Raw genomic sequence first — 22,596 nt, 5'->3', positions numbered from 1 at the left:
GGCACGCACCACATCCACTGCCTAACATCGATCACCGCAAGGCTTTGTGCACCGATGCACAAACTCTCCCCGGGAGGCTCCTTTGCACCGCCGTCGTCGCACCGCGCTCGTCGTCCTCGCCGCAACGCTCGTCTCCGCGCCGCTCCTCGCGGCCTGCGGCAACCAGGCCCACCCCGGTGCCGCGGCCGTCGTGGGCGGCGAGCGGATCACGGTGGCGGCGGTCCAGGAGCGGGCCGCGGAGGTCCGGACCGCCCAGGAGAACTCCCCGCAGGCGGCCCAGCTGGTGAACAAGTCGGGCCAGCTCAACCGCGCCAAGCTGCACGGGCTGATCTTCGGCCGGATCCTCGACCGCGCCGCCGCGGACGCGGGGGTCACGGTCTCCCGCAAGGAGATCCAGGAGATGCGGCAGGCCGGCCTCGCCCAGCAGGGCGGCGAGGAGCAGTTCGAGGCGATGATGCTCCAGCAGCGCTGGGTGGCCCCGGACCAGATCGACGCCGACATGCGCCAGGAGGTCCAGCTCCCGAAGCTGGCCCGCGCACTCGGCGCGGACCTGGGCACGCCCGCCGGCCAGCAGGTCGTCGGCGAGGCCCTCACGAAGGCGTCGAAGGCCCTCGACATCGACGTGAACCCGCGCTTCGGCGCCTGGGACGACCAGAAGATGCAGCTCGGCAACTACAGCGCGCCGTGGATCACGCAGCGCACCGAGTTCACCCCGGAGCAGCCGACGGAGGCCTGACCGTCCCGGCTGCGCAGGGCGGCCCGTCGGCTGCTCGCGGAGCCGGAGGCGGGTTCCCTCTCTCGGGACCGACGGGCCGGAGGCAGGTCCCCTTCCGGAGGTAGGTTCGCAGGGTGAACGCCGAAGCCCCCGACGCCTCCGTCGAGACCCCCGCCGACCCCGGCCGCATCGTCCTGCTCACCGCCAGCCACCGGGTCGCGCCCGGCCTGCTGTCCTGGCCGGCCTGGCAGACGCTGCACGCCGCCGACCGCGTCCTCACCGCGGACCCGGACCAGCCGCAGCTGCCCTACCTCCGCGAGGCGGGCGTACGCGTCGAACACACCACGCCCTCCGCGGACGAGCTGGTCGCGGACTGCGCGGGCGGCCGGACGGTCGTCGTCCTGACCGGCGGCGAGGGCAACGGCCCCCTCACCGACGGCCTGGCCCGCCTCGGCGGCTCCGGCCGGGTGGCCATGCCGGACCTGGAACTGCTCCCCGGCTCCTACGATCTGCCCGGCGCCCGCCTCCTCGACCTGGTCCAGGTCATGGACCGGATCCGCCAGGTGTGCCCCTGGACTTCGCAGAAGACGCACCGGGGCCTCGCCAAGTACGCGATCGAGGAGGCGTACGAACTGGTCGAGGCGATCGAGGTCGGCGACCGGGACGCACTGCGTGAGGAGCTGGGCGACGTCCTGCTCCAGGTCGTCTTCCACGCGCGCATCGCGGAGGAGGACCCCGAGGAGCCCTTCGCCATCGACGACGTGGCGGGCGGCCTGGTCGAGAAGCTGATCCACCGCCACCCGCACGTCTTCGGCGACGAGACGGCGGAGACCCCCGAGGACGTCCACGCGCACTGGCTGCGCACGAAGGCGATCGAGAAGCAGCGCACCTCGGTCACCGACGGCGTCCCCCTGGGCCAGCCCGGCCTGGCCCTGGCCGCAAAGCTGGCGAGCCGCGTCCGCGCGTCCGACCTGGACGTCCCCCTGCCGACAGGCGACACCATCGGCTACGACCTGCTCGCCCTGGCCGTGGAAGCCGAGGCGAACGGCACCGACCCGGAGGCCGCCCTGCGCGCGGCGGCCCGGGCGTACCGGGACGCGATCGTGGCGGCGGAGGGCGGGGCGGGTTAGTACGGTGACGGCAGGGGCTTGACGAGGGGCGGGGGTTGGGTGTGGCCGAGGACCGGGAAGCGCCGGACGTCACGGTGGTGGGCGTGGGCAACTCCGTCTCGGGGGGCGCCTTCCAGGGCCCGGTCGTCCAGACCGGGACCCTCAACGGCGGCATGCACACCTACTACGCGCAACAGCCGCACACCGGCCTGTCCCCGGTCGCCGAATGGCCCCGGCTGGACGCGGCCGACCCGATCGCCTCCGGCGTGCGGCGTACCCGGCGGATCGGCGATGAGCCACCGCTGCCCCCGTACGTCGCCCGGGACGGCGACGCCTTACTGAAGGAGCGGGTCCGCACCGCCGCCAGGTCCGGTGGGCTGGTCCTGGTGACCGGCGAGCCGCTGTCCGGGAAGAGCCGGACCGCCTGGGCGGCGATGCTCGCGAACCTGCCGGGCACGAACCGCCTCCTCGCCCCTGCGGCCGGCACGGACCTGCGCGGCCTGCCCGCCGTGCTGCGCGGCCGGGGCGAGGACCGGTGCGTGATCTGGCTGGACGAGCTGGAAGGCCACCTCGGCGAACACGGCCTCACCCCGGCGCTCCTCGCCGAACTCGTCCGCCTGCGCGTCCCGGTGATCGCCACGATGAGCGACGATGCGTACAAAGCCCACCGCTTCGGCGGACAGGCCCGCGCCCGGGTGCTGGTCGGCGTCGACCCGGTGGAGCTGAGCCGCATGTGGACGCCGCAGGAGCTGAAGCGGCTGACCGGGGCACGCGAGGACGGGCGGCTGGGAGACGCGTCCTACTGGTGCGAGGACGACGGTATCGCCGCGTTCCTCGCCGTCGGCCCGGAGCTGTGGGACGAGTGGTGGTGGGCCCGCCGTCCGAACGCCCACCCGCACGGCCATCTGCTGGTGCGCGTCGCCATGGACCTGGCCCGGTGCGGAACGGACGACACCCCGATCCCGTCGAGCCTGTTGCGCGAGGCGTGCGCACTGTACGGGCCGGAGGCCGCGCAGGCGGCCGGGGAGTCGTTCGAGGACGCTCTCGCGTGGGCGTCCGAGGTCCGGCACGGCGTCACGGGAATGCTGGTCCCGGGTGCCGAGCCCGACACCTGGAGGTCCTTCGCGTCCCTGCACCGGGACGCGGTGTCCCGTCCGGACGCTCCGCCCGTGCCGCTGAACCTGTGGCGCTACGCCCTGGAAGCCGTCCGGGGCAATCCGGAGCTGCGCGAACTCGTGGTGGAGTGCGCCCAGAGCGAGCTGGAGGGCGAGGCGGACGGGTGCCCGGAAGTCGGCCTGGTGCTCGGCCGTCTCTACGAGGCGACCGGGCAGGGCGAGTACGCGGAGGAGTGGTTCCGGCACTCCGCCGACGCGGGCGGCGTGGAGGCCGCCCGCATCGTGGGGCAGGCACTGGCCGACCGGGGAGAAGCCGTACCCGCCATCACCTATCTGGAGCGCGCGGCGGAGGCCGGTGACGCCCAAGCGCGGGCCCGCCTCGCCTGGCTGTTCGCCGACCGTGCCGTCTACTGGCTGGACCGGCTGGGGGAGTCCGGTTACGAGGACGCACAGGGGGCCGCAGACAGGCTGCGGAAGGTCGTCAAGTCCCCGCCCGATACCGTCAAGGAGTGACCGACACCCCCGCCTGCCCCCACAGCTCCACCACCCCCGAGCCCGCCCCCGAACTCTTCACCTGGGAGTTCGCCGCCGACCCCTACCCCGCCTACGCCTGGCTCCGCGAGCACCGCCCCGTGCACCGCACCGCCCTGCCCAGCGGGGTCGAGGCCTGGCTCGTGACGCGGTACGGGGACGCCAAGCAGGCGCTCGCCGACGCGCGGCTCTCCAAGAACCCGGCTCACCACGCCGAGTCGCCGCACGCCAAGGGGAAGACGGGGATCCCGGGGGAGCGCAAGGCGGAGCTGATGACGCATCTGCTCAATATCGATCCGCCGGACCACACCCGGCTGCGCCGGCTCGTGTCCAAGGCGTTCACCCCGCGCCGGGTCGCGGAGTTCGCGCCCCGCGTGCAGGAGCTGACGGACCGGCTCATCGACGGGTTCATCGAAGAGGGGAAGGCCGATCTGATCCATGACTTCGCCTTCCCGCTCCCCATCTACGCCATCTGCGACCTGCTCGGCGTCCCCCGCGAGGACCAGGACGACTTCCGGGACTGGGCGGGCATGATGATCCGGCACGGCGGCGGGCCGCGCGGCGGGGTCGCCCGGTCGGTGAAGAAGATGCGCGGCTATCTCGCCGAACTCATCCACCGTAAAAGGGAGAATCCGGGCGACGACCTGATCTCCGGGCTGATCCGGGCCAGCGACCACGGTGAGCACCTCACGGAGAATGAGGCGGCCGCGATGGCGTTCATCCTTCTCTTCGCCGGGTTCGAGACGACCGTCAATCTGATCGGGAACGGCACCTACGCCCTGCTGCGCCACCCCGAGCAGCGCGCCACGCTGCAAGCTTCGCTGGACGCGGGGGACAGCGCCCTGCTCACCACCGGGATCGAGGAACTGCTCCGGTTCGACGGACCGGTCGAGATGGCGACCTGGCGGTACGCCACCGAGCCGCTGACCCTGGGCGGCGAGGAGATCGCCGCCGGGGACCCCGTACTGGTGGTGCTCGCGGCCGCCGACCGCGACCCGGACCGGTTCACGGATCCGGACACGCTGGACCTTGCACGGCGTGACAATCAGCACCTCGGTTACGGGCACGGCATCCACTACTGCCTGGGGGCTCCGCTGGCCCGGCTCGAAGGGCGGACCGCGCTGGCCACGCTCCTGAGACGCCTCCCTGACCTGCGACTTGCGGAAGAACCTGCCGATTTGCGCTGGCGCGGCGGACTCATCATGCGCGGACTGCGCACGCTCCCGGTCGCGTTCGAGCCGGGAAACCGTTCCGAAAAAAGTGACACGCTGTCAACTCTGTGACTTTCACGTGATCTGCGCTGCATCGACTTGTGACACACGTTCGAGTCCCGCTAGGTTCACGGTTCGACGCGTCGGTCGCACGTTGCTCACGCGTCACTTGTGCGCCGACGCAGGCACGGAATCCCGCTGCGCGGCGCTCAGGTCACTCGCTTGTCAGTCGCACGGAAGGCATACCCATGGGCTCCGCGAACGGCAGACACCGCCGCCCTCGCCAGGCACCCGCCATCGTCGTCGCCGCAGGGGTGACGGGATCGGCCATCGCCATCCCGCTGCTCGGGGCGAGCGGCGCGTCCGCCGCCGAGGCCTCCACCTGGGACCGGGTCGCGGAGTGCGAGAGCGGCGGAATGTGGAGCGCCGACCTCGGCAACGGCTACTACGGCGGGCTCCAGCTCTCGCAGGAGACCTGGTCGGCGTACGGCGGCACGGAGTTCGCGCCCCGCGCCGACCTCGCCAGCCGGTCGCAGCAGATCTCCGTCGCCGAGAAGGTCCTGGACGACCAGGGCCCCAAGGCGTGGCCGAGCTGCGCGGTGATCTCGGGTCTCGCGGTGGACGGCAGCCTCCCGGGCGTCGACCCGGGCACCTCGCCGGCCCCCGACCCGACGACCACCCCGACCGACGAGGCGGACGCACCCGACGAAGCGGATGAATCCGGCAAGTCCGGCAAGGGTGAGAAGAAGGGTAAGGGCGACAAGGGGGACGAAGGGAACGAGGGGGGTAAGGCCGGCAAGGGGGACAGCGCTGACGCGGAGAAGGGCGGCGGCTCCTCCGACCCCTCCGCGACCCCCACCACCCCGCCGTCCTCCGGCGCCCCCGACGACTCCTCCGCCCCCGACGCCTCGAACGGCAAGGGCGGCAAGCACCGCGGCGCCCCCGCCGAGGAAGCCGGAGCGGGTCAGGACGACGCCCCGCGCGGATCCGGCCGGCACGCCTCGCGCGGTGACGGCGACGCGCGGGACGGTGCCGCCGCCTCCGGTGCGTACACCGTGCAGCCCGGCGACAACCTCTGGGCGATCGCGAACGCCCAGGAGCTCCCCGGCGGCTGGACTGGTCTGTACGAGACCAACAAGGACCTCCTGGGCTCCGACCCGGACCTGATCCTGCCCGGCCAGAGCCTGGATCTGGGGCTGGAGCAGGGCGCCGACGAGTCGGCCGAGGAGCCCGCCGCCAACTGATTCAATTCGGGAAAAAGCCCCGAAAGCAGAGGCAGTTAAGAGGCCTATGTCCACTTTGCATAAGTGAGACATGGGTCTCTTTGCTTCAACTCACGCACCCCTTCCGGCCCATTCGTACACATCACCCCCGACCTGCGGAAACGACCCACCGGCCGCCGCGAGTTCGGGTTGATTGCCCCCTATGTCCATCTTTGAATGTCGGGGTTGCCTGTGTTTACGGTCTAAGCCGCTCGCACCGCGGGCCCCGTCGACCGTCACGCCGAATCCTGCCGTCGGTCGAAGGGAACAGACGCGTAAGCGCCGTAGGCAGGAGCGGGGGACCCAGGTAGGCCGCCGGGTCCGCACGGCCCCCTCCGAGGGGGCGTACGGGACCGGCTAGGGGTGAAGCCGTGCGCAAGGACGCACGGCCGGGCAACTCATCAGCCCGAACCCGACAGCTCACCTCGTAGGCGTCGGTGAGGAGATTCGTTCCATGCTGCTGAACAGCAAGGGCAAGCACCGCCGCCCGTCCAAGGCCACCCGTATCGCCACCCTCGCGGGTGTCACCGGTGCCGCCGTCGCCGTCCCGCTGATGGGCGCGACCAACGCTTCCGCCGCCTCCGTCGCCACCTGGGACGCCGTCGCCCAGTGCGAGTCCGGCGGCAACTGGTCCATCAACACCGGCAACGGCTACTACGGCGGACTTCAGTTCTCGCAGTCGAGCTGGGCCGCCGCCGGCGGTACGCAGTACGCCGCGCGCGCCGACCTGGCCTCCAAGGACCAGCAGATCGCCACCGCCGAGAAGCTTCTCGACATGCAGGGCCCGGGCGCCTGGGCCTGCGCCGGCGCCGGCGGCCTCACCAACGACGGTGTGGACCCGGGCGTGAACCCCGGCGGCTCCGGCCAGGCCGAGAGCAAGCCCGAGCAGGCGCAGCCCCAGCGCCAGGCCGAGCAGCCCACCACGCGCAGCGAGCAGCGCGAGGCCCCCAAGGCCGAGAGCAAGAAGACCGTCACCACCCCGACCGGCGAGAAGGTCAAGAAGGGTGACGGCGAGTACAAGGTCAAGGCCGGCGACACCCTGAGCAAGATCGCCGAGAAGGAAGGCGTCAAGGGCGGCTGGAGCAAGCTCTTCAAGCTCAACGACGACATCGTCGAGGACGCGGACCTGATCTTCCCGGGTCAGCAGCTCCACCTGAAGTAATCGCCGTCTCTCCTCCCCGGAGGAGAAGTGTCCGGCGGCACTTCTCCTCGCACGGCTTCCCGGCCCGGCGCGCTCTTCCCCCCAGCGCGCCGGGCCGGGTTCTTCGTGGACGGCGGGCGTCCGGGGGCCCGCATGCGTTCACCTCTTGTTGTTACCGCTCAGTAGATATCTAGAGTTCTGTCCCGTTATGCAGGCCCTTGGGTCCTTTTTCGTCCCAGGAGGCGGGCGGTCGGCCGACGGATACGGCCGGGCCGGATAGGCTCGGGTCGCAAGGCCACAGTGACCCTGCACAACCAGTGTCAGATCCCAGAAGGAGATGCCTCGTGCCGTCCATCGACGTCGTCGTAGCCAGGGAAATCCTCGACTCCCGGGGTAACCCCACGGTCGAGGTCGAGGTCGGCCTCGACGACGGCAGCACGGGCCGTGCTGCCGTTCCGTCCGGCGCCTCCACCGGTGCGTTCGAGGCCATCGAGCTTCGCGACGGTGACCCCAACCGCTACCAGGGCAAGGGCGTCGAGAAGGCCGTCCTCGCCGTCATCGAGCAGATCGGCCCGGAGCTCGTCGGGTACGACGCCACCGAGCAGCGCCTCATCGACCAGGCGATGTTCGACCTGGACGCCACCGAGAACAAGGCCTCGCTCGGCGCGAACGCCATCCTCGGCGTCTCGCTGGCCGTCGCGCACGCCGCCTCCGAGGCGTCCGACCTGCCGCTCTTCCGCTACCTCGGCGGCCCGAACGCGCACCTGCTGCCCGTTCCGATGATGAACATCCTGAACGGCGGCTCGCACGCCGACTCCAACGTGGACATCCAGGAGTTCATGATCGCCCCGATCGGCGCGGAGTCCTTCTCCGAGGCCCTGCGCTGGGGCGCGGAGGTCTACCACACGCTGAAGAAGGTCCTGAAGACCAAGGGCCTGTCCACCGGACTCGGCGACGAGGGCGGCTTCGCCCCGAACCTGGAGTCCAACCGCGCCGCCCTGGACCTCATCGTCGAGGCCATCAACGAGGCCGGTTACGTCCCGGGCCGCGACATCGCGCTCGCGCTCGACGTCGCCGCGTCCGAGTTCTACAAGGACGGCGTCTACGAGTTCGAGGGCAGGTCCCGCTCGGCCGCCGAGATGACCGAGTACTACGAGGAGCTCGTCTCCGCGTACCCGCTGGTCTCCATCGAGGACCCGCTGTACGAGGACGACTGGGCCGGCTGGAAGGTCATCACCGACCGCATCGGCTCCAAGGTGCAGATCGTCGGCGACGACCTCTTCGTCACCAACCCCGAGCGCCTGGCCCGCGGCATCGAGGAGGGCTCCGCCAACGCCCTGCTCGTCAAGGTCAACCAGATCGGTTCGCTGACCGAGACCCTGGACGCCGTCGAGCTGGCCCAGCGCAACGGCTTCAAGTGCATGATGTCGCACCGCTCCGGCGAGACCGAGGACGTCACCATCGCCGACCTCGCCGTCGCCGTGAACTGCGGCCAGATCAAGACCGGCGCCCCGGCCCGCTCGGACCGCGTCGCCAAGTACAACCAGCTGCTGCGCATCGAGGAGATCCTCGACGACGCCGCGGTGTACGCGGGCCGCTCCGCCTTCCCGCGTTTCAAGGGCTGACCCGCAGCGTCGAGCCGGTGGCCTCCGCCCGTCCCCGCACCCGGTCCCGTACCGTGTGCGGGGACGGACGTATGTGATGGGGAGGCGGGGAGACATGGCCGGCAAGGACCGTGACCGGTTCTCCACCGCGACCAGGCTGCGGCTGCTCGGCGAGCAGACCGCGGCCCGCGTGTACCGCTCCCAGAACCGCCGCCAGGCCCGCCGCTCCCGGCTCACCGGCCGGGCCGCGTTCCTGGCGCTGGTCGTCTGCTCCCTGGTGGTGGCGCTCGCCTACCCGATGCGGCAGTACGTCTCCCAGCGCGACGAGATCGCCGAGCAGGAGCGGCTCTCGCAGGAGGCGCAGCGGCGTACCGAGGAGCTGCGGGACGAGAAGGCGCGGCTCCAGGACGACGCGTACATCATGCGGCTGGCCCGCCAGCACCTGCATTACGTCCTTCCCGGGGAGACCGGCTACACCGTGGCCGACCCCGACGCGGCGAAGGACCGCCGGTCGGAGCCCGGCGCGAGCGGCCGTCCCTGGCACTCCAACCTCTGGGACGGCGTGGACAGCGCCGACCGTGACGACCGCGACTGACCGACCCGCGACCCCCCCTTCTTCACGAGCTTCGAGCAGAACCAAGGCAGGCATGGAAACGCCCCCTCCGCAGACCGAGTCCACCAAACCCACCGACGCGGACATCGCCGCGTTCCAGCAGCAGCTCGGCCGCCCGCCGCGCGGGCTGCGCGCCATCGCGCACCGCTGCCCCTGCGGCAACCCGGACGTGGTGGAGACCCAGCCCCGTCTGGAGGACGGCACGCCGTTCCCGACGACGTACTACCTGACCTGCCCCCGGGCGGCCTCGGCGATCGGCACGCTGGAGGCCAACGGGGTCATGAAGGAGATGACGGCCCGTCTGGAGACCGACCCGGAGCTGGCGAAGGCCTACCGGGCCGCGCACGAGGACTACATCACCCGCCGCGACGCCATCGAGGTCCTGGAGGGCTTCCCGAGCGCGGGCGGCATGCCGGACCGGGTGAAGTGCCTGCACGTGCTGGTCGGCCACTCGCTGGCCGCGGGCCCCGGGGTGAACCCGCTGGGCGACGAGGCCATCGCGATGCTGCCCGAGTGGTGGGCCAAGGGCCCCTGCGTCGCGCCGTGCACCGGGGACCGTGAAGGGCAGGACGCATGACCCGGGTCGCCGCCGTCGACTGCGGTACGAACTCGATCCGGCTCCTCGTCGCCGACCTGGACCCCGCCACCGGCTCCTTCACCGAGCTGGACCGGCGGATGACGATCGTCCGCCTCGGCCAGGGAGTCGACCGGACCGGCCGGCTCGCCCCCGAGGCGCTGGAGCGGACGTTCGCGGCCTGCCGCGAGTACGCCGCCGCGATCGAGGAGCTGGGCGCGGAGCGGATCCGTTTCGTCGCCACCTCCGCCTCCCGCGACGCCGAGAACAGCGCCGACTTCGTGGCCGGGGTGCGGGACATCCTGGGCGTCGAGCCCGAGGTGATCACCGGCGACCAGGAGGCCCAGCTCTCCTTCGACGGGGCCACCAAGGAGCTGGCCGGCAGTGACCATCTGACGAAGCCGTATCTGGTCGTCGACATCGGCGGCGGCTCCACCGAGTTCGTCCTCGGCTCGGACGAGGTGGAGGCGGCCCGGTCCGTCGACATCGGCTGCGTACGGATGACGGAGCGTCACCTCGTCGTGGACGGGGCCGTGATGGACCCGCCGAGCCACGAGCGGGCCGCCGCGATCCGCGCGGACATCGACGCCGCCCTCGACCTCGCCGAGCGGACCGTCCCGCTCACCGGAGCGGGCACCCTCGTCGGCCTCGCGGGCACCGTCACCACGGTCGCCGGGATCGCGCTGGAGCTGGAGGAGTACGACTCCAAGGCCATCCACCACTCCCGGGTCTCCCGCGGCCAGGTCCGCGCGATCACCGAGCGCCTTCTCCGGTCCACGCACGAGGAGCGCGCCGCGATCCCCGTGATGCACCCGGGCCGCGTCGACGTGATCGGCGCCGGGGCGCTCGTCCTGCTCGCGGTGATGGAGCGGACGGGAGCCCACGAGGTCGTCGTGAGCGAACACGACATCCTGGACGGGATCGCGTGGAGCGCCGCGGGCTGACCGGGCCTGCCGCTCAATCGCTTCATCACATGCACCTTTGAGCCGCCCACCGGCTTCGGTGGGCCGCTCGGGGGCCTTCTCCGGGGCGCACCGCGAGAAAGTTCGTGAACTTCTTCACAAGGAATTGGGCTCTGTCGGGCGCGGTTCGTGGCCCGTACGCCCCTATGGGGCACCCCCGGGGTCGCGGAGGGGTGTCGCGGGCGTGTTCCGGGGGTGTTACGCCGGAGTGGACGGGGACCGTGGTTCGCCCCGTTCGGAGGGTCAAGGGCCTGCTCACAAGCGGTGAAGAACGTTTCCCGCAGTGTCGTGGTTCCCTTTCGTACCCATGACCTGGGTCACGTGGGCGGCGAAGTGTAGCAGAGGGTCGGCCAATCCTTGTGAAGGGGCTCACGAGCACCCCCCTGGGGCGGGGTGGATACTCGATGGCATGAGCACCACGGAGCGTCCCAGGATCCTCGTTGTAGGCGGTGGGTACGTAGGCCTGTACGCAGCTCGTCGCATTCTGAAGAAGATGCGATACGGAGAGGCGACCGTCACGGTCGTCGACCCGCGGTCGTACATGACGTACCAGCCCTTCCTCCCCGAAGCTGCCGCCGGCAGCATCTCGCCTCGGCATGTCGTCGTCCCGCTGCGACGCGTGCTGCCCAAGGCTGAGGTTCTCACCGGTCGTGTCACGACCATCGACCAGGACCGCAAGGTCGCCACGGTCGCGCCGCTCGTCGGCGAGGCCTACGAGCTGCCCTTCGACTACCTGGTCATCGCGATGGGCGCGGTCTCCCGCACCTTCCCGATCCCCGGCCTCGCCGAGCAGGGCATCGGCATGAAGGGCATCGAGGAGTCCATCGGCCTGCGCAACCACGTCCTGGAGCAGCTGGACAAGGCTGACTCCACGACCGACGAGGACGTCCGCCGCAAGGCGCTGACGTTCGTCTTCGTGGGCGGCGGCTTCGCCGGCGCGGAGACCATCGGCGAGGTCGAGGACATGGCCCGCGACGCGGCGAAGTACTACACCAACGTGAAGCGCGAGGACATGCGCTTCATCCTCGTCGACGCCGCCGACAAGATCCTTCCCGAGGTCGGCCCGAAGCTGGGCGCCTACGGCAAGGAGCACCTGGAGAGCCGCGGTGTGGAGATCTACCTCTCCACCTCGATGGACTCCTGCGTCGACGGCCACGTGGTCCTGAAGAACGGCCTGGAGGTCGACTCCAGCACCATCGTGTGGACCGCCGGTGTGAAGCCGAACCCGGCGCTCGCCCGCTTCGGTCTGCCGCTCGGCCCCCGCGGCCACGTCGACACCACCGAGAAGCTCCAGGTGCAGGGCACCGACTACATCTGGGCCGCGGGCGACAACGCCCAGGTGCCGGACATGGTCGGCCGCCGCGCCGGCAACCCGAACGCCTGGTGCCCGCCCAACGCCCAGCACGCGCTGCGTCAGGCGAAGGTCCTCGGCGACAACGTGATCTCCGGCATGCGGGGCTTCCCGCAGAAGGAGTACAGCCACGCCAACAAGGGTGCGGTCGCCGGTCTCGGTCTGCACAAGGGCGTCGCGATGATCGTCATGGGCAAGGTGAAGATCAAGCTCAAGGGCCGTCTCGCCTGGTACATGCACCGCGGCTACCACGGCATGGCCATGCCGACCTGGAACCGCAAGATCCGGGTCTTCGCCGACTGGACGCTGGCGATGTTCCTCAAGCGCGAGGTCGTCTCGCTCGGCGCCATGGAGACGCCGCGCGAGGAGTTCTACGAGGCCGCCAAGCCGGCCCCGGCTCCGGCCGCCGCCAAGTCCGAGGGCGAGAAGGCCAAGGCCTCCTGACCCTCCGGTGACCGCTCCGCGAGGAGCACCCCGTACGACGCCCGAAGGGGCCGTCCGCCATCCGTGGTGCGGACGGCCCCTTCGGCGTATCCGGCGACCCGCCCGGGCCGGGACCGGGAACGGCGCGATGGCCCGCTCCCGCCCCTATGGATGGCGCGTACACGTGCTTTGCCGTTTCGTTGCCCGGTAGCGGGATGACGCGGTGTGCGGGAAGAGTTGACGCAGGTGTACCTCGCGACGGCGCTTCGGGGTGTCGCGGCGGGGCTTACGAGCATGTCTGTTGCCTGTTGTTGCCTGCTGTTCCTGTTGTGCTTGCTGTGCTTGTCGGGGAAACACCACGGAGGTGTGCGCCATGGCAGACGCCGCGTCGCGGCTGACCGCTCTCGCCGAAGAGTTGCTCTCGGAACCCCTGCCGGTCCGGATCCGGGCCTGGGACGGCAGCGAGTCGGGACCGCCCGACGCCCCCGTCCTCGTGATCCGGCACCGCCGCGCCCTGCGCCGGCTCCTGTGGAAGCCCGGCGAACTGGGCCTGGCCCGCGCCTGGGTGGCCGGGGAGATCGACGTCGAGGGCGATCTGTACGACGTGCTCGGCCGGATCGCCGGGCTGCTCTGGGACCGGGGCGCCGACGCCAAGGACACCGTCCACCCGGTCCGCGACCCCAGGGTCCGCGCCTTCGCCCGCGGCCTCCTCGGCCTCGCCGGGCCCTGGCCGCCGCCCGCCCCGCCCGCCGAGGAGGTGCGCCGCCGCACCGGCCCGCTGCACACCAGACGCCGCGACAAGGAGGCCATCAGCCACCACTACGACGTCGGCAACGACTTCTACGCCCTGGTGCTCGGCCCCTCCATGGTCTACTCCTGCGCCTACTGGCAGGACGGCTCCACCCTGGAGGACGCCCAGCGCGACAAGCTCGACCTGGTCTGCCGCAAGCTCGGCCTGAAGGAGGGCGACCGGCTCCTGGACGTCGGCTGCGGCTGGGGCTCGATGGCCATCCACGCCGCCCGCCACTACGGGGCCCGGGTCACCGGCGTCACCCTCTCCCGGGAACAGGCCGCCCACGCCCGTAAACGCATCGCCGAGGAGGGCCTGACCGACCGGATCGAGATCCGCGTCCAGGACTACCGGGACGTCAGCGACGGCCCGTACGACGCGATCTCCTCGATCGGCATGGCCGAGCACGTCGGCTCGGTCCGCTACCGGGAGTACGCCGAGGTCCTCCACGCCCTCCTCAAGCCCGGCGGCCGCCTCCTGAACCACCAGATCGCCCGCCGCCCCGAGAAGGACGAGGACGCGTACCACATCGACGCGTTCATCGACTCCTACGTCTTCCCCGACGGCGAACTCGCCCCGGTCGGCCGCACCCTGGCCACCCTGGAGGAGGCCGGCTTCGAGGCCCGGGACGTTCAGGCGCTGCGCGAGCACTACGCGCTGACCCTGCGTCAGTGGGTGGCCAACCTGGAGCGGCACTGGGAGCAGGCCGTACGCGCCACCTCCCCGGGCCGGGCCCGCGTCTGGCGGCTCTACATGGCCGCCTCCGCGCTCTCCTTCGAGCACAACAAGATCGGCGTCAACCAGATCCTCGCGGTGCGCCCGCTGGACGGCGGCGGCTCCCGGCTGCCGCTGCGCTCGCGCGCCTGGACGGAGTCCGCCGAGGGCGGGGTCGCCTGACCCGTACGAGGGCGAGGACGCCTGACCCGTACGCGTACGAACGCACGGGCGAGGGGCCGGTGCTCCGCTCCCCAGCGGTGCACCGGCCCCTCGTCGTCCCCTGTGTCCCGGATGTGTCCCGGCCCCGGGCCCGTGGCTACTCCGTCTTGATCGCCGTCAGCATGTTGAGCTTCGCGGCGCTGCGGGCGGGCCACAGTGAGGCGAGGACGCCCACCAGGCCGGCCAGGAGCAGGAAGATGCCGAGCCGGTCCCACGGGATGACCAGGGCGTAGCCGGGGATGTCGGCGGACAGCGTCCGGCCGATCGCCCAGCCGAGGAAGACACCCAGGCCGACCCCGATCACCGCGCCGAAGACCGAGATGACGACGGCCTCCAGACGGATCATCCGCTTGACGCGGCCCCGGTCGAGACCGATCGCGCGGAGCATGCCGATCTCCTGCTGCCGCTCGAACACCGACATCGCGAGGGTGTTGACGACCCCGAGGACCGCGATCAGCAGGGCCATGGCGAGCAGCCCGTACATGATGTTCAGGGCGGTGTTGATGAAGCCGCCGAACATGTCACGGATGTCCTGCCGGTCCATGACGCTCATCGCCGGGTTGTCGCCGAGCGCGTTCACGAGGGACTGCTCGTTGGCCTTGCTCGCGCCGCCGTCCGTCTTGATCCAGATCTCGCGGATCTGCGGGCGGGTGGAGGCGCTGTACTTGTCGGCCATCTCCTTCGGGATCACGAAGGGCGAGAGGAACTCGTTCTCCTTGTAGGTCGCGCCGACCTTCAGCTCGCCCTTCTTGTCGTTGTCGAACTTCACGGGAAGGGTGTCGCCGGCCTTCCAGCCGTGCTTCTTCGCGGTCTTGGAGCCGATCGCGACCTGGCCGTCCTTGAGCGTGGACAGCGAACCGGACTCGGTCGTCAGGGAGAAGACCTTCTCCACATCGCCCGGGGTGACGCCGGAGGCCGAGAAGTAGTCGCCGTCGACCTCGAACCACGCCGCCTGCTGCGGGGAGAGCGCGGAGACGCCGTCGGCCTTCGACAGGGCCGTGAGCGCGGACTCGTCGAGCGAGTCGCCGCTGGCCATCGTGATCAGGTAGTCGGCCTTGATGTTGTCCGTGGTCATCTTGTCGATGGCCTGGCCGAGCGTGACGCCGAGCACCGAGATGCCGGTGACCAGGGTCAGCCCGATGGCCAGCGCGGAGGCGGTGGCTCCGGTGCGCCGCGGGTTGCGGACCGCGTTCTGCGAGGCCAGCTTCCCGGAGACGCCGAACACCTTCTTCAGCAGCGGCCGGACCAGCGCGATCACCGGGCGGGAGAGCAGCGGGATCAGGATGATGACGCCGATCAGGGCGAAGAACGCGCCCGCCGCGACCAGCTGCCGGCCGGAGGTGCCGCCCGTCGCGGCGCCGCCGACGATGCCGGCCGAGCCGAGCAGGGTGATCACGCCGCCGATCGAGTTCCGTACGACGAGGGACTTGACGGAGGCGGCGGCGTGGACGCTGCTCATCGCGGCGACCGGGGCGATCTTCGCGGCCCGGCGGGCGGGCAGCCAGGCGGCCAGCACGGTGATGAGGATGCCGACCGCGAAGGCGGAGACGACGGCGGTGGGCGAGACGATCAGCGGACCGGCCGGGATCTTGCCGCCCAGCAGGCCCATCGCGGAGCGCAGACCGGTGGCGAGGCCGAGACCGAGGAGGAAGCCGATGACGGAGGCGAGGGTGCCGACGAAGGCGGCCTCCAGCAGCACCGAACGCTTCACCTGGCGGCGGGTGGCGCCGATGGCCCGCATCAGGGCCAGCTCACGGGTCCGCTGGGCGATCAGCATCGTGAAGGTGTTGGCGATGAGGAAGACGCCGACGAACAGCGCGATGCCCGCGAAGGCCAGCAGCATGGTGTTGAGGCTGGTCAGACCGGACTCGATGTCCTCGGCCTGCTTGTCGGCGAGCGCCTTGCCGGTCTGCGCGGTGGCGTCCTTCGGCAGCAGCGGCTCGATCGCGTCCAGCAGCTTCTGGTCGGAGACGCCGCCCGCCGCGGAGACCGTGGCGTTCCGGAAGACACCGGGCTTCAGGTAGAGCTGCTGGGCGGTCGCGGTGTCGAACAGCACGAGGCTGCCGCCCGCGTTGACCGCGCCGTCCTCGGTGGTGAAGATCCCCGAGAGGGTGTACTCCTTCACCGGGCCGTTGGTCGCGACCCGCACCGGGTCGCCGACCTTGTACTTGCCCTTGCTCGCGGTGTCCTTGTCGAGCGCGACCGAGCCGCTCTTCACCGGGCCCGAGCCGTCGGTGAAGTCGTACTGGGTGTCCTTGCCGTCCTTGCCGGGGGAGAAGTTCGCACCGGTGTTGGACCAGCCGTTGCCGATCAGCTTGCCGTCGGGGTCGGCGACCCCGGCGAAGCCGTCGACGCGGCCGGTGGCGGAGGCCACGCCGTCCAGGGCCCGGATCTTCTCCAGGGTGGCGTCGTCGATGCCGGGGGTCTTCTCGTCGTCGCCGGCGAACGTCTCGATGGAGACGGCGACGTTGTCGTAGCTCTTGGCGGACTGGTTGCGGAAGGCGTTGCCGAGGGTGTCGGTGAAGACCAGCGTGCCGGAGACGAACGCTACGCCGAGCATGACGGCGAGCACGGTCATCAGCAGCCTGGCCTTGTGCGCGAGCACATTGCGCAGGGCGGTACGGAACATGTCTGTGTCCTGGGATGGGGTCCGGAAGGGGAGGGCGGGGGCGCACGCGGGTACGGGGCCGGGGTGCGGCGGCCGTACGCGTCAGCCGTGCGGCGGCCGGTCGCGGTGACCGGCCGCGGGCGTCAGCTCGTGCGGTCCTTCGCGTCGAACGCCTTCATCCGGTCGAGGACCCGGTCGGCGGTCGGCTGGATCATCTGGTCGACGACCGCGCCGTCCGCGAGGAAGACGACCCGGTCCGCGTAGGAGGCGGCCACCGGGTCGTGGGTCACCATCACCACGGTCTGGCCCAGCTCGCGCACCGAGTTGCGCAGGAAGCCCAGCACCTCGGCGCCGGAGCGGGAGTCCAGGTTCCCGGTCGGCTCGTCACCGAAGATGATCTCGGGCCGCGCGGCCAGGGCGCGGGCCACGGCGACGCGCTGCTGCTGACCGCCGGAGAGCTCGGTCGGGCGGTGCTTCAGCCGCTCCGAGAGACCGACCATGTCGATGACCTTCTGGAGCCACGCGGCGTCCGGCTTACGGCCCGCGATGTCCATCGGCAGGGTGATGTTCTCCAGCGCGGTGAGCGTCGGAAGCAGGTTGAACGCCTGAAAGATGAAGCCGATCTTGTCCCGGCGCAACTGGGTGAGCTGCTTGTCCTTCAGCGTGGACAGCTCGGTCTCGCCGATCCGCACCGAGCCGCTGCTGAAGCTGTCGAGCCCGGCGACGCAGTGCATCAGCGTCGACTTGCCGGAGCCCGACGGGCCCATGATCGCGGTGAACTCGCCCTGCGGGAAGTCCACGGTCACCCGGTCCAGGGCGACGACCTGCGTCTCGCCCTCGCCGTAGACCTTCGACAGCTCCGTGGCGCGGGCAGCCACCGCGGTGGCGCGGTGAACGGTGGGGGTGGTGGTCACTGGGACGCTCCTGGTTCGGGTGATGCGGATGGCCTGGGCCGTGGTGAGGCGGGGCGCTGACGCCATGCCTCGGGGACTTACTCCATCCTTACGGTCCGATCGCCTCCGGTCGTCACTCCCGAAGCCCGTTCCCGGGGCCCTCTTGAGTCGCATCACGGGCGTGAATCCGTCCTCCTCGGGTATGACATCGACCCTGAGCGGAGTAGTGCCGGCGCCCCACGGTCACCCAGCGTGAGCGGACGGGGGTGCCGGCGGAGGACGGTCGCGACGGCGGGAGGGCGGCCCCGGAGCGGTGTCGGCCACCGGGCCGGAGCGGGGCGGCGGCCGAGGGTGGCGCACGCCCTGGCGAGGCCTGGCGCGGACCTGGCGCGTTGGGCCGTACGAGTGCGGCGACTTTCCGTCATTCCGCTGCGGCGCGCACACCGCCCGGGATCGGTCGCGGGCGTGTGGTCAGCCCGGCCCCATGTGCTGACGGACCCTCAAGCGGTCAATAAAATAAGACAACATCGCGCCACTGTTCCGCTGATCGAGGGACGGCCCCCGATAGGGTCGGTAGCCAGACGCGGAGCCGCGCGGCACGCCCGGATGGTGGAACGTAGACACGGCGAGCTTAAACCTCGCTGCCCCTCGGGGGCGTGCCGGTTCGAGTCCGGCTCCGGGCACCACGCACCGCACGCTGCGTGACCCGGGCGGCCCGGACCGTGACCGCACCATCGCCCCGCATCCCCGCCACCGGACCGCCTCGGGACCCGGCCGGGCCCCCGGCGGGCGGTCCGTCACGGATGCCGGAAAGATCCTCCCCGGGCACTAGGGTGATTCTTTTGCCTACCCATTACTCTTGTGGCAAGGCCACGCAGTGTGGCCATGGAGGAGTGAGATGAGGAGCAGCAACCCGGTCTTCTCGCGACGGGGGTTCAGCCGCGACAACGGCCACGCGGGCTTCAACGCGGCGCCGCAGGCCGGGGCCCCCGCGACGGGCAACCCGTACGCACAGGGCACCGCCGCCAACCCGTACGCCACGAACCCCTACGCGCAGACGGACATGCACGGCGCCCCGCAGGCGCCCGCCCGTACCGACGTGATGACCATCGACGGCGTGGTGACGCGCACGGCGATGACGCTCGGCACCGTGATCCTGGCCGCCGCCGTCGCGTGGTGGGTCATGCCGGTCGACGAGGCGAACCTGAGCACCGCCTACGGCGTGGCCATCGGCGCCGCGCTCATCGGCTTCGTGCTGTCGCTGGTCAACTCGTTCAAGCGCCGGCCCTCGCCCGCGCTGATCCTGACGTACGCGGCGTTCGAGGGTGTCTTCCTCGGCATCGTCAGCAACATCGTCAGCATGTACGTCGCCCCCGGCGCCGCGATGCAGGCGGTGCTCGGCACCATGGCGGTCTTCGCCGGTGTGCTGATCGCCTACCGCACCGGTCTGATCCGGGTCACGCGCCGCTTCTACGGCTTCGTGATGGCGGCCGCCATCGGCTTCATGCTGCTGATGATGGTCAACCTCCTGTTCGCCGTCTTCGGCGGTGGTGACGGCCTCGGCTTCCGCAGCGGCGCCCTCGGTGTCGTCTTCGGCATCGTGGCCATCGTCATCGGCGCGTGCATCCTCGCCCTGAACTTCAAGCAGGTCGAGGACGGCATCGCGTACGGCGCTCCCCGCGAGGAGGAGTGGCTGGCCGCGTTCGGTCTCACCGTGACCCTGGTGTGGATCTACATCGAGATGCTGCGCCTGGTCGCGATCCTCAGCGGCGACGACTGAGCGACCTCGTAGTACCCGTAGTACCCGCAGAACCCAGTAGCACCGGAACGGCCCGCAGGCACCGCGCCTGCGGGCCGTTCCGCGTTCGCGGGTGCCGGGCCGTTGGCCGGGGCGCGGGAGGGGCGCGTAGGGTCGGCCGGGTGCTCGATACGACGCCCCTGATCCTGGCCGTGGACCGTTTCGCCGACCGGCTGCGCTCGGCCCCGCAGAGCCGCCTCCAGCGCGGCGCGGCCGCCGAGGCGCTGGCCGCCGCCCGGGAGCTCGCCGTACGGGCCCAGCGGCTGGAGAACCCGGCCGCCGAGCCGCGCGAGCTGCCGGACGCCGGGCTGTTCGCCGTGGGCGACCAGCTCGCCGTCGCCGGGCGGGACCTGGCCGTGGCACTGGAAACGGCCCCGTCCCAGGAGCTGGACGAGGCCGTGCGGTATGTCGACGAGGCGGCGGCGCGGGCTTTCGCGTGAGCGGCCCGCGCCCGGCGGTCAGAACGAGGCGATGACGCGGTCGGCGAGGATGTACACGTTGTCCTCGCCGCAGGAGAAGGTCAGCGCGTAGGCGCCCGAGACGCCCGAGCCGCCCAGCAGCACCGGCTGCCGGCCCGCCCGCAGCGCGTCCGCGAGCCGCTCGGCGGTCTCACGGTGGCCCGGGGTCATGCAGAGCGTGGTGCCGTCGGCGAAGACGTACACATCGAGCGTGCCCAGCGGGCCGGGCCGCACATCGGTCAGCTCGGTCGCGGTGTCGGCCAGCTCCTCAAGACGGTTCACGGTGCGCTCGTGGTCGGTGACCACCGGCGTCTGCACGGGGACGAAGTCCGGGTGCGAGGGGTGGCGGCGGCGGGCGGCGGCCAGCTCGGGGGAGTCCTCGGGGAACTCCGCGGTCTCCGGAAGCCCGGTCGCCAGGTCCGTCGAGAGCTCCGTCTGAAGCTCCGTCGGGAGATCGGTCAGCTCGCCGGCCTCGTGCTCCGCGAGGGTCCGCTCGCTCAGCTCGACGAGCTCCTCCATCGCCTCGGCCGCCTCCAGGTCCATCGACTCCAGGCCGGCGAAGTCGGCCTGCCGGGGCAGGTAGTACGGGGCGTCGTCGCCCAGGCCCGGCAGACCGCCGAGCAGGGACGGGGCGTCGGCGGCGTCACGGGCCTCCTGGGCCGCCCAGAAGGCGCGCGCCTCGGCCAGCTCGCGCTCCCGCTCCTCGGCGAGGGCGTCGGCGACGGCCGCGCGTATCTCCTCGGCCGGGGTGGCCGTACTGCGGCTCTGCGGTGGCACCGAGGCGCCGGAAGCACGGCCCGCGGCCAGCTCCGTGCGCAGCGCCGCGACCTGCTTGCGCAGCCCGTGAGCGGCGTGCAGTGCGGCGGCGCCGACGGCCGTGGCAGCGGCGGTGGTCAGCAACAGGGCAAATGACATGGCGCTCACTGACATACTCCCGGTCTCAATCGATACCCCCGACTTCCTACATCAGCTTGGCCTGTACCGGTACGGGCTGTCAGTGCATTACGTCACGAAATGGACAGGTCTTTCGGTCCGATGTTTAGCCCCAAACCGGCCTGACCTGCGAAAACGACTCTCCCCCGGGACGCAGATCACATCCTGGGGGAGATTCGGTCACGGTCGGAGCTCGGAGAGGTTAGCTCAGCCGCTCGATCACCATCGCCATGCCCTGGCCGCCGCCCACGCACATCGTCTCCAGGCCGAACTGCTTGTCGTGGAACTGGAGGCTGTTGATCAGCGTGCCGGTGATGCGGGCGCCGGTCATGCCGAAGGGGTGGCCGACCGCGATCGCGCCGCCGTTGACGTTGACCTTCTCCAGCGGCAGGCCGAGGTCCCGGTAGGAGGGGATGACCTGGGCGGCGAACGCCTCGTTGATCTCGGCGAGGTCGATGTCGTCGATCGTCAGGCCGGCCCGCTTCAGCGCCTGCTTGCTGGCCTCGACCGGGCCGTAACCCATGATCTCGGGGGAGAGGCCGGAGACGCCGGTGGAGACGATCCGGGCCAGCGGGGTCAGGCCCAGCTCCCGTGCCTTGGTGTCGGACATGATCACCAGGGCGGCCGCGCCGTCGTTGAGCGGGCAGCAGTTGCCCGCGGTGACCAGGCCGTCGGGGCGGAACACCGGCTTCAGGCCCTGCACGCCTTCCATGGTGACGCCCGCGCGCGGGCCGTCGTCCTTGGCGACCACGGTGCCGTCGGGGGTGGTGACCGGGGTGATCTCCCGCTCCCAGAAGCCGTTCTTCAGGGCTTCCTCGGCGAGGTTCTGCGACCGTACGCCGAACTCGTCCATGTCCTGGCGGGTGACGCCCTTCAGCCGGGCCAGGTTCTCCGCCGTCTGCCCCATCGCGATGTACGCGTCCGGGACGAGGCCGTCCTCGCGCGGGTCGTGCCAGTCGGTGCCGGTCTGCTCGGCGCGGGCGGCGGTGCGGGCCTCGGCGTCGGCGAACAGCGGGTTGTGCGTGTCCGGCAGGCTGTCGGAGTTGCCCTTGGTGAAGCGGGACACCATCTCGACACCGGCCGAGATGAAGACGTCGCCCTCGCCCGCCTTGATCGCGTGCAGCGCCATCCGGCTGGTCTGGAGCGAGGAGGAGCAGTAGCGGGTGACCGTACAGCCGGGAAGGTGGTCCATCCCCATCTGTACGGCGATGATGCGGCCCAGGTTGTTGCCCTGCTCGCCGCCGGGCAGACCGCAGCCCAGCATCAGGTCGTCGATGTCCTTCGGGTCCAGCTCGGGGACCTTGGCCAGCGCGGTCTGGATGATCGTGGCGGTCAGGTCGTCCGCGCGCAGGTCCTTCAGGGATCCCTTGAAGGCGCGGCCGATCGGCGAACGGGCGGCAGAGACGATCACGGCTTCGGGCATCACGCGGCTCCAAGGGGCTGGAAGGCTGTGTGGACGGCAGAACTCCTCTGGAAGTTACCCGGACGTATCGCCGGGGTCACCCGGCAGGCCGTGTGATGCGGAACTCTTTTCTAAGCGCTTGCTCAGCACGGCCTGCCGCGTTGGGC

The 22,596-nt window shown here is 71.0% G+C and carries 18 protein-coding genes, 1 tRNA gene and 1 riboswitch; of the genes, 15 read left to right on the top strand and 4 right to left on the bottom strand.

Features of this window, described 5'->3' with window-relative positions; genetic code table 11:
- The first annotated feature begins 82 nt into the window (after positions 1-82).
- From A3Q37_RS20595 to A3Q37_RS20540, 12 genes are all read left to right on the top strand, one after another.
- Positions 83-736: a SurA N-terminal domain-containing protein gene (locus A3Q37_RS20595; RefSeq protein WP_065486795.1), complete on the top strand. Its 654-nt coding sequence runs from the start codon at positions 83-85 to the stop codon at positions 734-736.
- A gap of 113 nt (positions 737-849) precedes the next feature.
- Positions 850-1,845 carry a nucleoside triphosphate pyrophosphohydrolase gene (locus A3Q37_RS20590; protein ID WP_065486793.1) on the top strand — a complete coding sequence of 332 codons (996 nt, stop codon included), beginning with the start codon at positions 850-852 and terminating at the stop codon, positions 1,843-1,845.
- A 35-nt stretch (positions 1,846-1,880) separates the two neighbouring features.
- On the top strand, positions 1,881-3,452 hold the full coding sequence (locus tag A3Q37_RS20585; protein ID WP_141693584.1) for a tetratricopeptide repeat protein: 1,572 nt from the start codon (positions 1,881-1,883) through the stop codon (positions 3,450-3,452).
- Positions 3,449-4,753 (top strand): cytochrome P450, encoded by a 1,305-nt coding sequence (locus tag A3Q37_RS20580; RefSeq protein WP_065486789.1) that lies wholly within the window; start codon positions 3,449-3,451, stop codon positions 4,751-4,753. The genes A3Q37_RS20585 and A3Q37_RS20580 overlap by 4 nt, the downstream gene beginning before the upstream one ends.
- Before the next feature lie 176 nt (positions 4,754-4,929).
- Entirely contained in the window at positions 4,930-5,925 is a 996-nt protein-coding gene (locus tag A3Q37_RS20575; protein ID WP_065486787.1) for a transglycosylase family protein, read from the top strand.
- A gap of 288 nt (positions 5,926-6,213) precedes the next feature.
- Positions 6,214-6,392, top strand: a riboswitch (cyclic di-AMP (ydaO/yuaA leader).
- A 5-nt stretch (positions 6,393-6,397) separates the two neighbouring features.
- A complete protein-coding gene (locus A3Q37_RS20570; protein ID WP_065486785.1) occupies positions 6,398-7,105 on the top strand; it encodes a transglycosylase family protein in 708 nt (235 codons plus the stop codon).
- A 323-nt stretch (positions 7,106-7,428) separates the two neighbouring features.
- The gene (gene eno / locus A3Q37_RS20565; protein WP_065486784.1) at positions 7,429-8,709 is read left to right on the top strand and encodes a phosphopyruvate hydratase; all 1,281 of its coding nucleotides are present in this window, start codon (positions 7,429-7,431) and stop codon (positions 8,707-8,709) included.
- A gap of 94 nt (positions 8,710-8,803) precedes the next feature.
- Positions 8,804-9,283: a septum formation initiator family protein gene (locus A3Q37_RS20560; RefSeq protein WP_065486782.1), complete on the top strand. Its 480-nt coding sequence runs from the start codon at positions 8,804-8,806 to the stop codon at positions 9,281-9,283.
- Between the two features lie 52 nt (positions 9,284-9,335).
- The gene (locus tag A3Q37_RS20555; RefSeq protein ID WP_065486780.1) at positions 9,336-9,878 is read left to right on the top strand and encodes a DUF501 domain-containing protein; all 543 of its coding nucleotides are present in this window, start codon (positions 9,336-9,338) and stop codon (positions 9,876-9,878) included.
- Positions 9,875-10,819, top strand: a complete 945-nt coding sequence (locus tag A3Q37_RS20550) for a Ppx/GppA phosphatase family protein (RefSeq protein WP_065486775.1) — start codon at positions 9,875-9,877, stop codon at positions 10,817-10,819. The genes A3Q37_RS20555 and A3Q37_RS20550 overlap by 4 nt, the downstream gene beginning before the upstream one ends.
- 427 nt (positions 10,820-11,246) lie before the next feature.
- Positions 11,247-12,632, top strand: coding sequence for an NAD(P)/FAD-dependent oxidoreductase (locus A3Q37_RS20545; RefSeq protein WP_079137894.1), 1,386 nt, complete (start codon positions 11,247-11,249; stop codon positions 12,630-12,632).
- Positions 12,633-12,984: 352 nt separating this feature from the next.
- Positions 12,985-14,298, top strand: coding sequence for a cyclopropane-fatty-acyl-phospholipid synthase family protein (locus tag A3Q37_RS20540; RefSeq protein WP_065486772.1), 1,314 nt, complete (start codon positions 12,985-12,987; stop codon positions 14,296-14,298).
- 136 nt (positions 14,299-14,434) lie between these two features.
- Here A3Q37_RS20540 and A3Q37_RS20535 read toward each other — a convergent pair whose 3' ends face one another.
- Entirely contained in the window at positions 14,435-16,966 is a 2,532-nt protein-coding gene (locus tag A3Q37_RS20535; protein ID WP_065486770.1) for an ABC transporter permease, read from the bottom strand.
- Positions 16,967-17,088: 122 nt separating this feature from the next.
- Positions 17,089-17,859 carry an ABC transporter ATP-binding protein gene (locus tag A3Q37_RS20530; protein WP_065486768.1) on the bottom strand — a complete coding sequence of 257 codons (771 nt, stop codon included), beginning with the start codon at positions 17,857-17,859 and terminating at the stop codon, positions 17,089-17,091.
- Between the two features lie 579 nt (positions 17,860-18,438).
- Here A3Q37_RS20530 and A3Q37_RS20525 point away from each other — a divergent pair.
- From A3Q37_RS20525 to A3Q37_RS20515, 3 genes are all read left to right on the top strand, one after another.
- A tRNA-Leu gene (locus A3Q37_RS20525) sits at positions 18,439-18,524 on the top strand.
- 212 nt (positions 18,525-18,736) lie between these two features.
- Entirely contained in the window at positions 18,737-19,618 is an 882-nt protein-coding gene (locus A3Q37_RS20520; RefSeq protein ID WP_065486766.1) for a Bax inhibitor-1/YccA family protein, read from the top strand.
- Positions 19,619-19,758: 140 nt separating this feature from the next.
- Positions 19,759-20,076 (top strand): hypothetical protein, encoded by a 318-nt coding sequence (locus tag A3Q37_RS20515; RefSeq protein ID WP_065486764.1) that lies wholly within the window; start codon positions 19,759-19,761, stop codon positions 20,074-20,076.
- 18 nt (positions 20,077-20,094) lie between these two features.
- Here the strand turns inward: A3Q37_RS20515 and A3Q37_RS20510 are convergent, their stop codons facing one another.
- Together A3Q37_RS20510 and A3Q37_RS20505 are read right to left on the bottom strand one after the other, a co-directional pair.
- The gene (locus A3Q37_RS20510; RefSeq protein WP_255311880.1) at positions 20,095-21,009 is read right to left on the bottom strand and encodes a hypothetical protein; all 915 of its coding nucleotides are present in this window, start codon (positions 21,007-21,009) and stop codon (positions 20,095-20,097) included.
- Between the two features lie 220 nt (positions 21,010-21,229).
- Positions 21,230-22,450, bottom strand: coding sequence for an acetyl-CoA C-acetyltransferase (locus A3Q37_RS20505; protein ID WP_065486761.1), 1,221 nt, complete (start codon positions 22,448-22,450; stop codon positions 21,230-21,232).
- Positions 22,451-22,596: the final 146 nt, after the last annotated feature.

The sequence above is a fragment of the Streptomyces sp. PTY087I2 genome, assembly GCF_001687325.1.
Classification (GTDB): Bacteria; Actinomycetota; Actinomycetes; order Streptomycetales; family Streptomycetaceae; genus Streptomyces.
Note: the sequence above shows the minus strand (reverse complement) of the source record. Positions and strands in the feature narration are given on the sequence as shown.

Bases quoted from the DNA above. Each gene is read 5' to 3' on its own strand.
- A3Q37_RS20555 (WP_065486780.1), top strand. From the start codon at position 9,336: ATGGAAACGCCCCCTCCGCAGACCGAGTCCACCAAACCCACCGACGCG.
- A3Q37_RS20545 (WP_079137894.1), top strand. From the start codon at position 11,247: ATGAGCACCACGGAGCGTCCCAGGATCCTCGTTGTAGGCGGTGGGTAC.
- A3Q37_RS20540 (WP_065486772.1), top strand. From the start codon at position 12,985: ATGGCAGACGCCGCGTCGCGGCTGACCGCTCTCGCCGAAGAGTTGCTC.
- A3Q37_RS20570 (WP_065486785.1), top strand. From the start codon at position 6,398: ATGCTGCTGAACAGCAAGGGCAAGCACCGCCGCCCGTCCAAGGCCACC.
- A3Q37_RS20505 (WP_065486761.1), bottom strand. From the start codon at position 22,450: ATGCCCGAAGCCGTGATCGTCTCTGCCGCCCGTTCGCCGATCGGCCGC.
- A3Q37_RS20535 (WP_065486770.1), bottom strand. From the start codon at position 16,966: ATGTTCCGTACCGCCCTGCGCAATGTGCTCGCGCACAAGGCCAGGCTG.
- A3Q37_RS20520 (WP_065486766.1), top strand. From the start codon at position 18,737: ATGAGGAGCAGCAACCCGGTCTTCTCGCGACGGGGGTTCAGCCGCGAC.
- A3Q37_RS20510 (WP_255311880.1), bottom strand. From the start codon at position 21,009: ATGTCATTTGCCCTGTTGCTGACCACCGCCGCTGCCACGGCCGTCGGC.
- A3Q37_RS20560 (WP_065486782.1), top strand. From the start codon at position 8,804: ATGGCCGGCAAGGACCGTGACCGGTTCTCCACCGCGACCAGGCTGCGG.
- A3Q37_RS20575 (WP_065486787.1), top strand. From the start codon at position 4,930: ATGGGCTCCGCGAACGGCAGACACCGCCGCCCTCGCCAGGCACCCGCC.
- A3Q37_RS20550 (WP_065486775.1), top strand. From the start codon at position 9,875: ATGACCCGGGTCGCCGCCGTCGACTGCGGTACGAACTCGATCCGGCTC.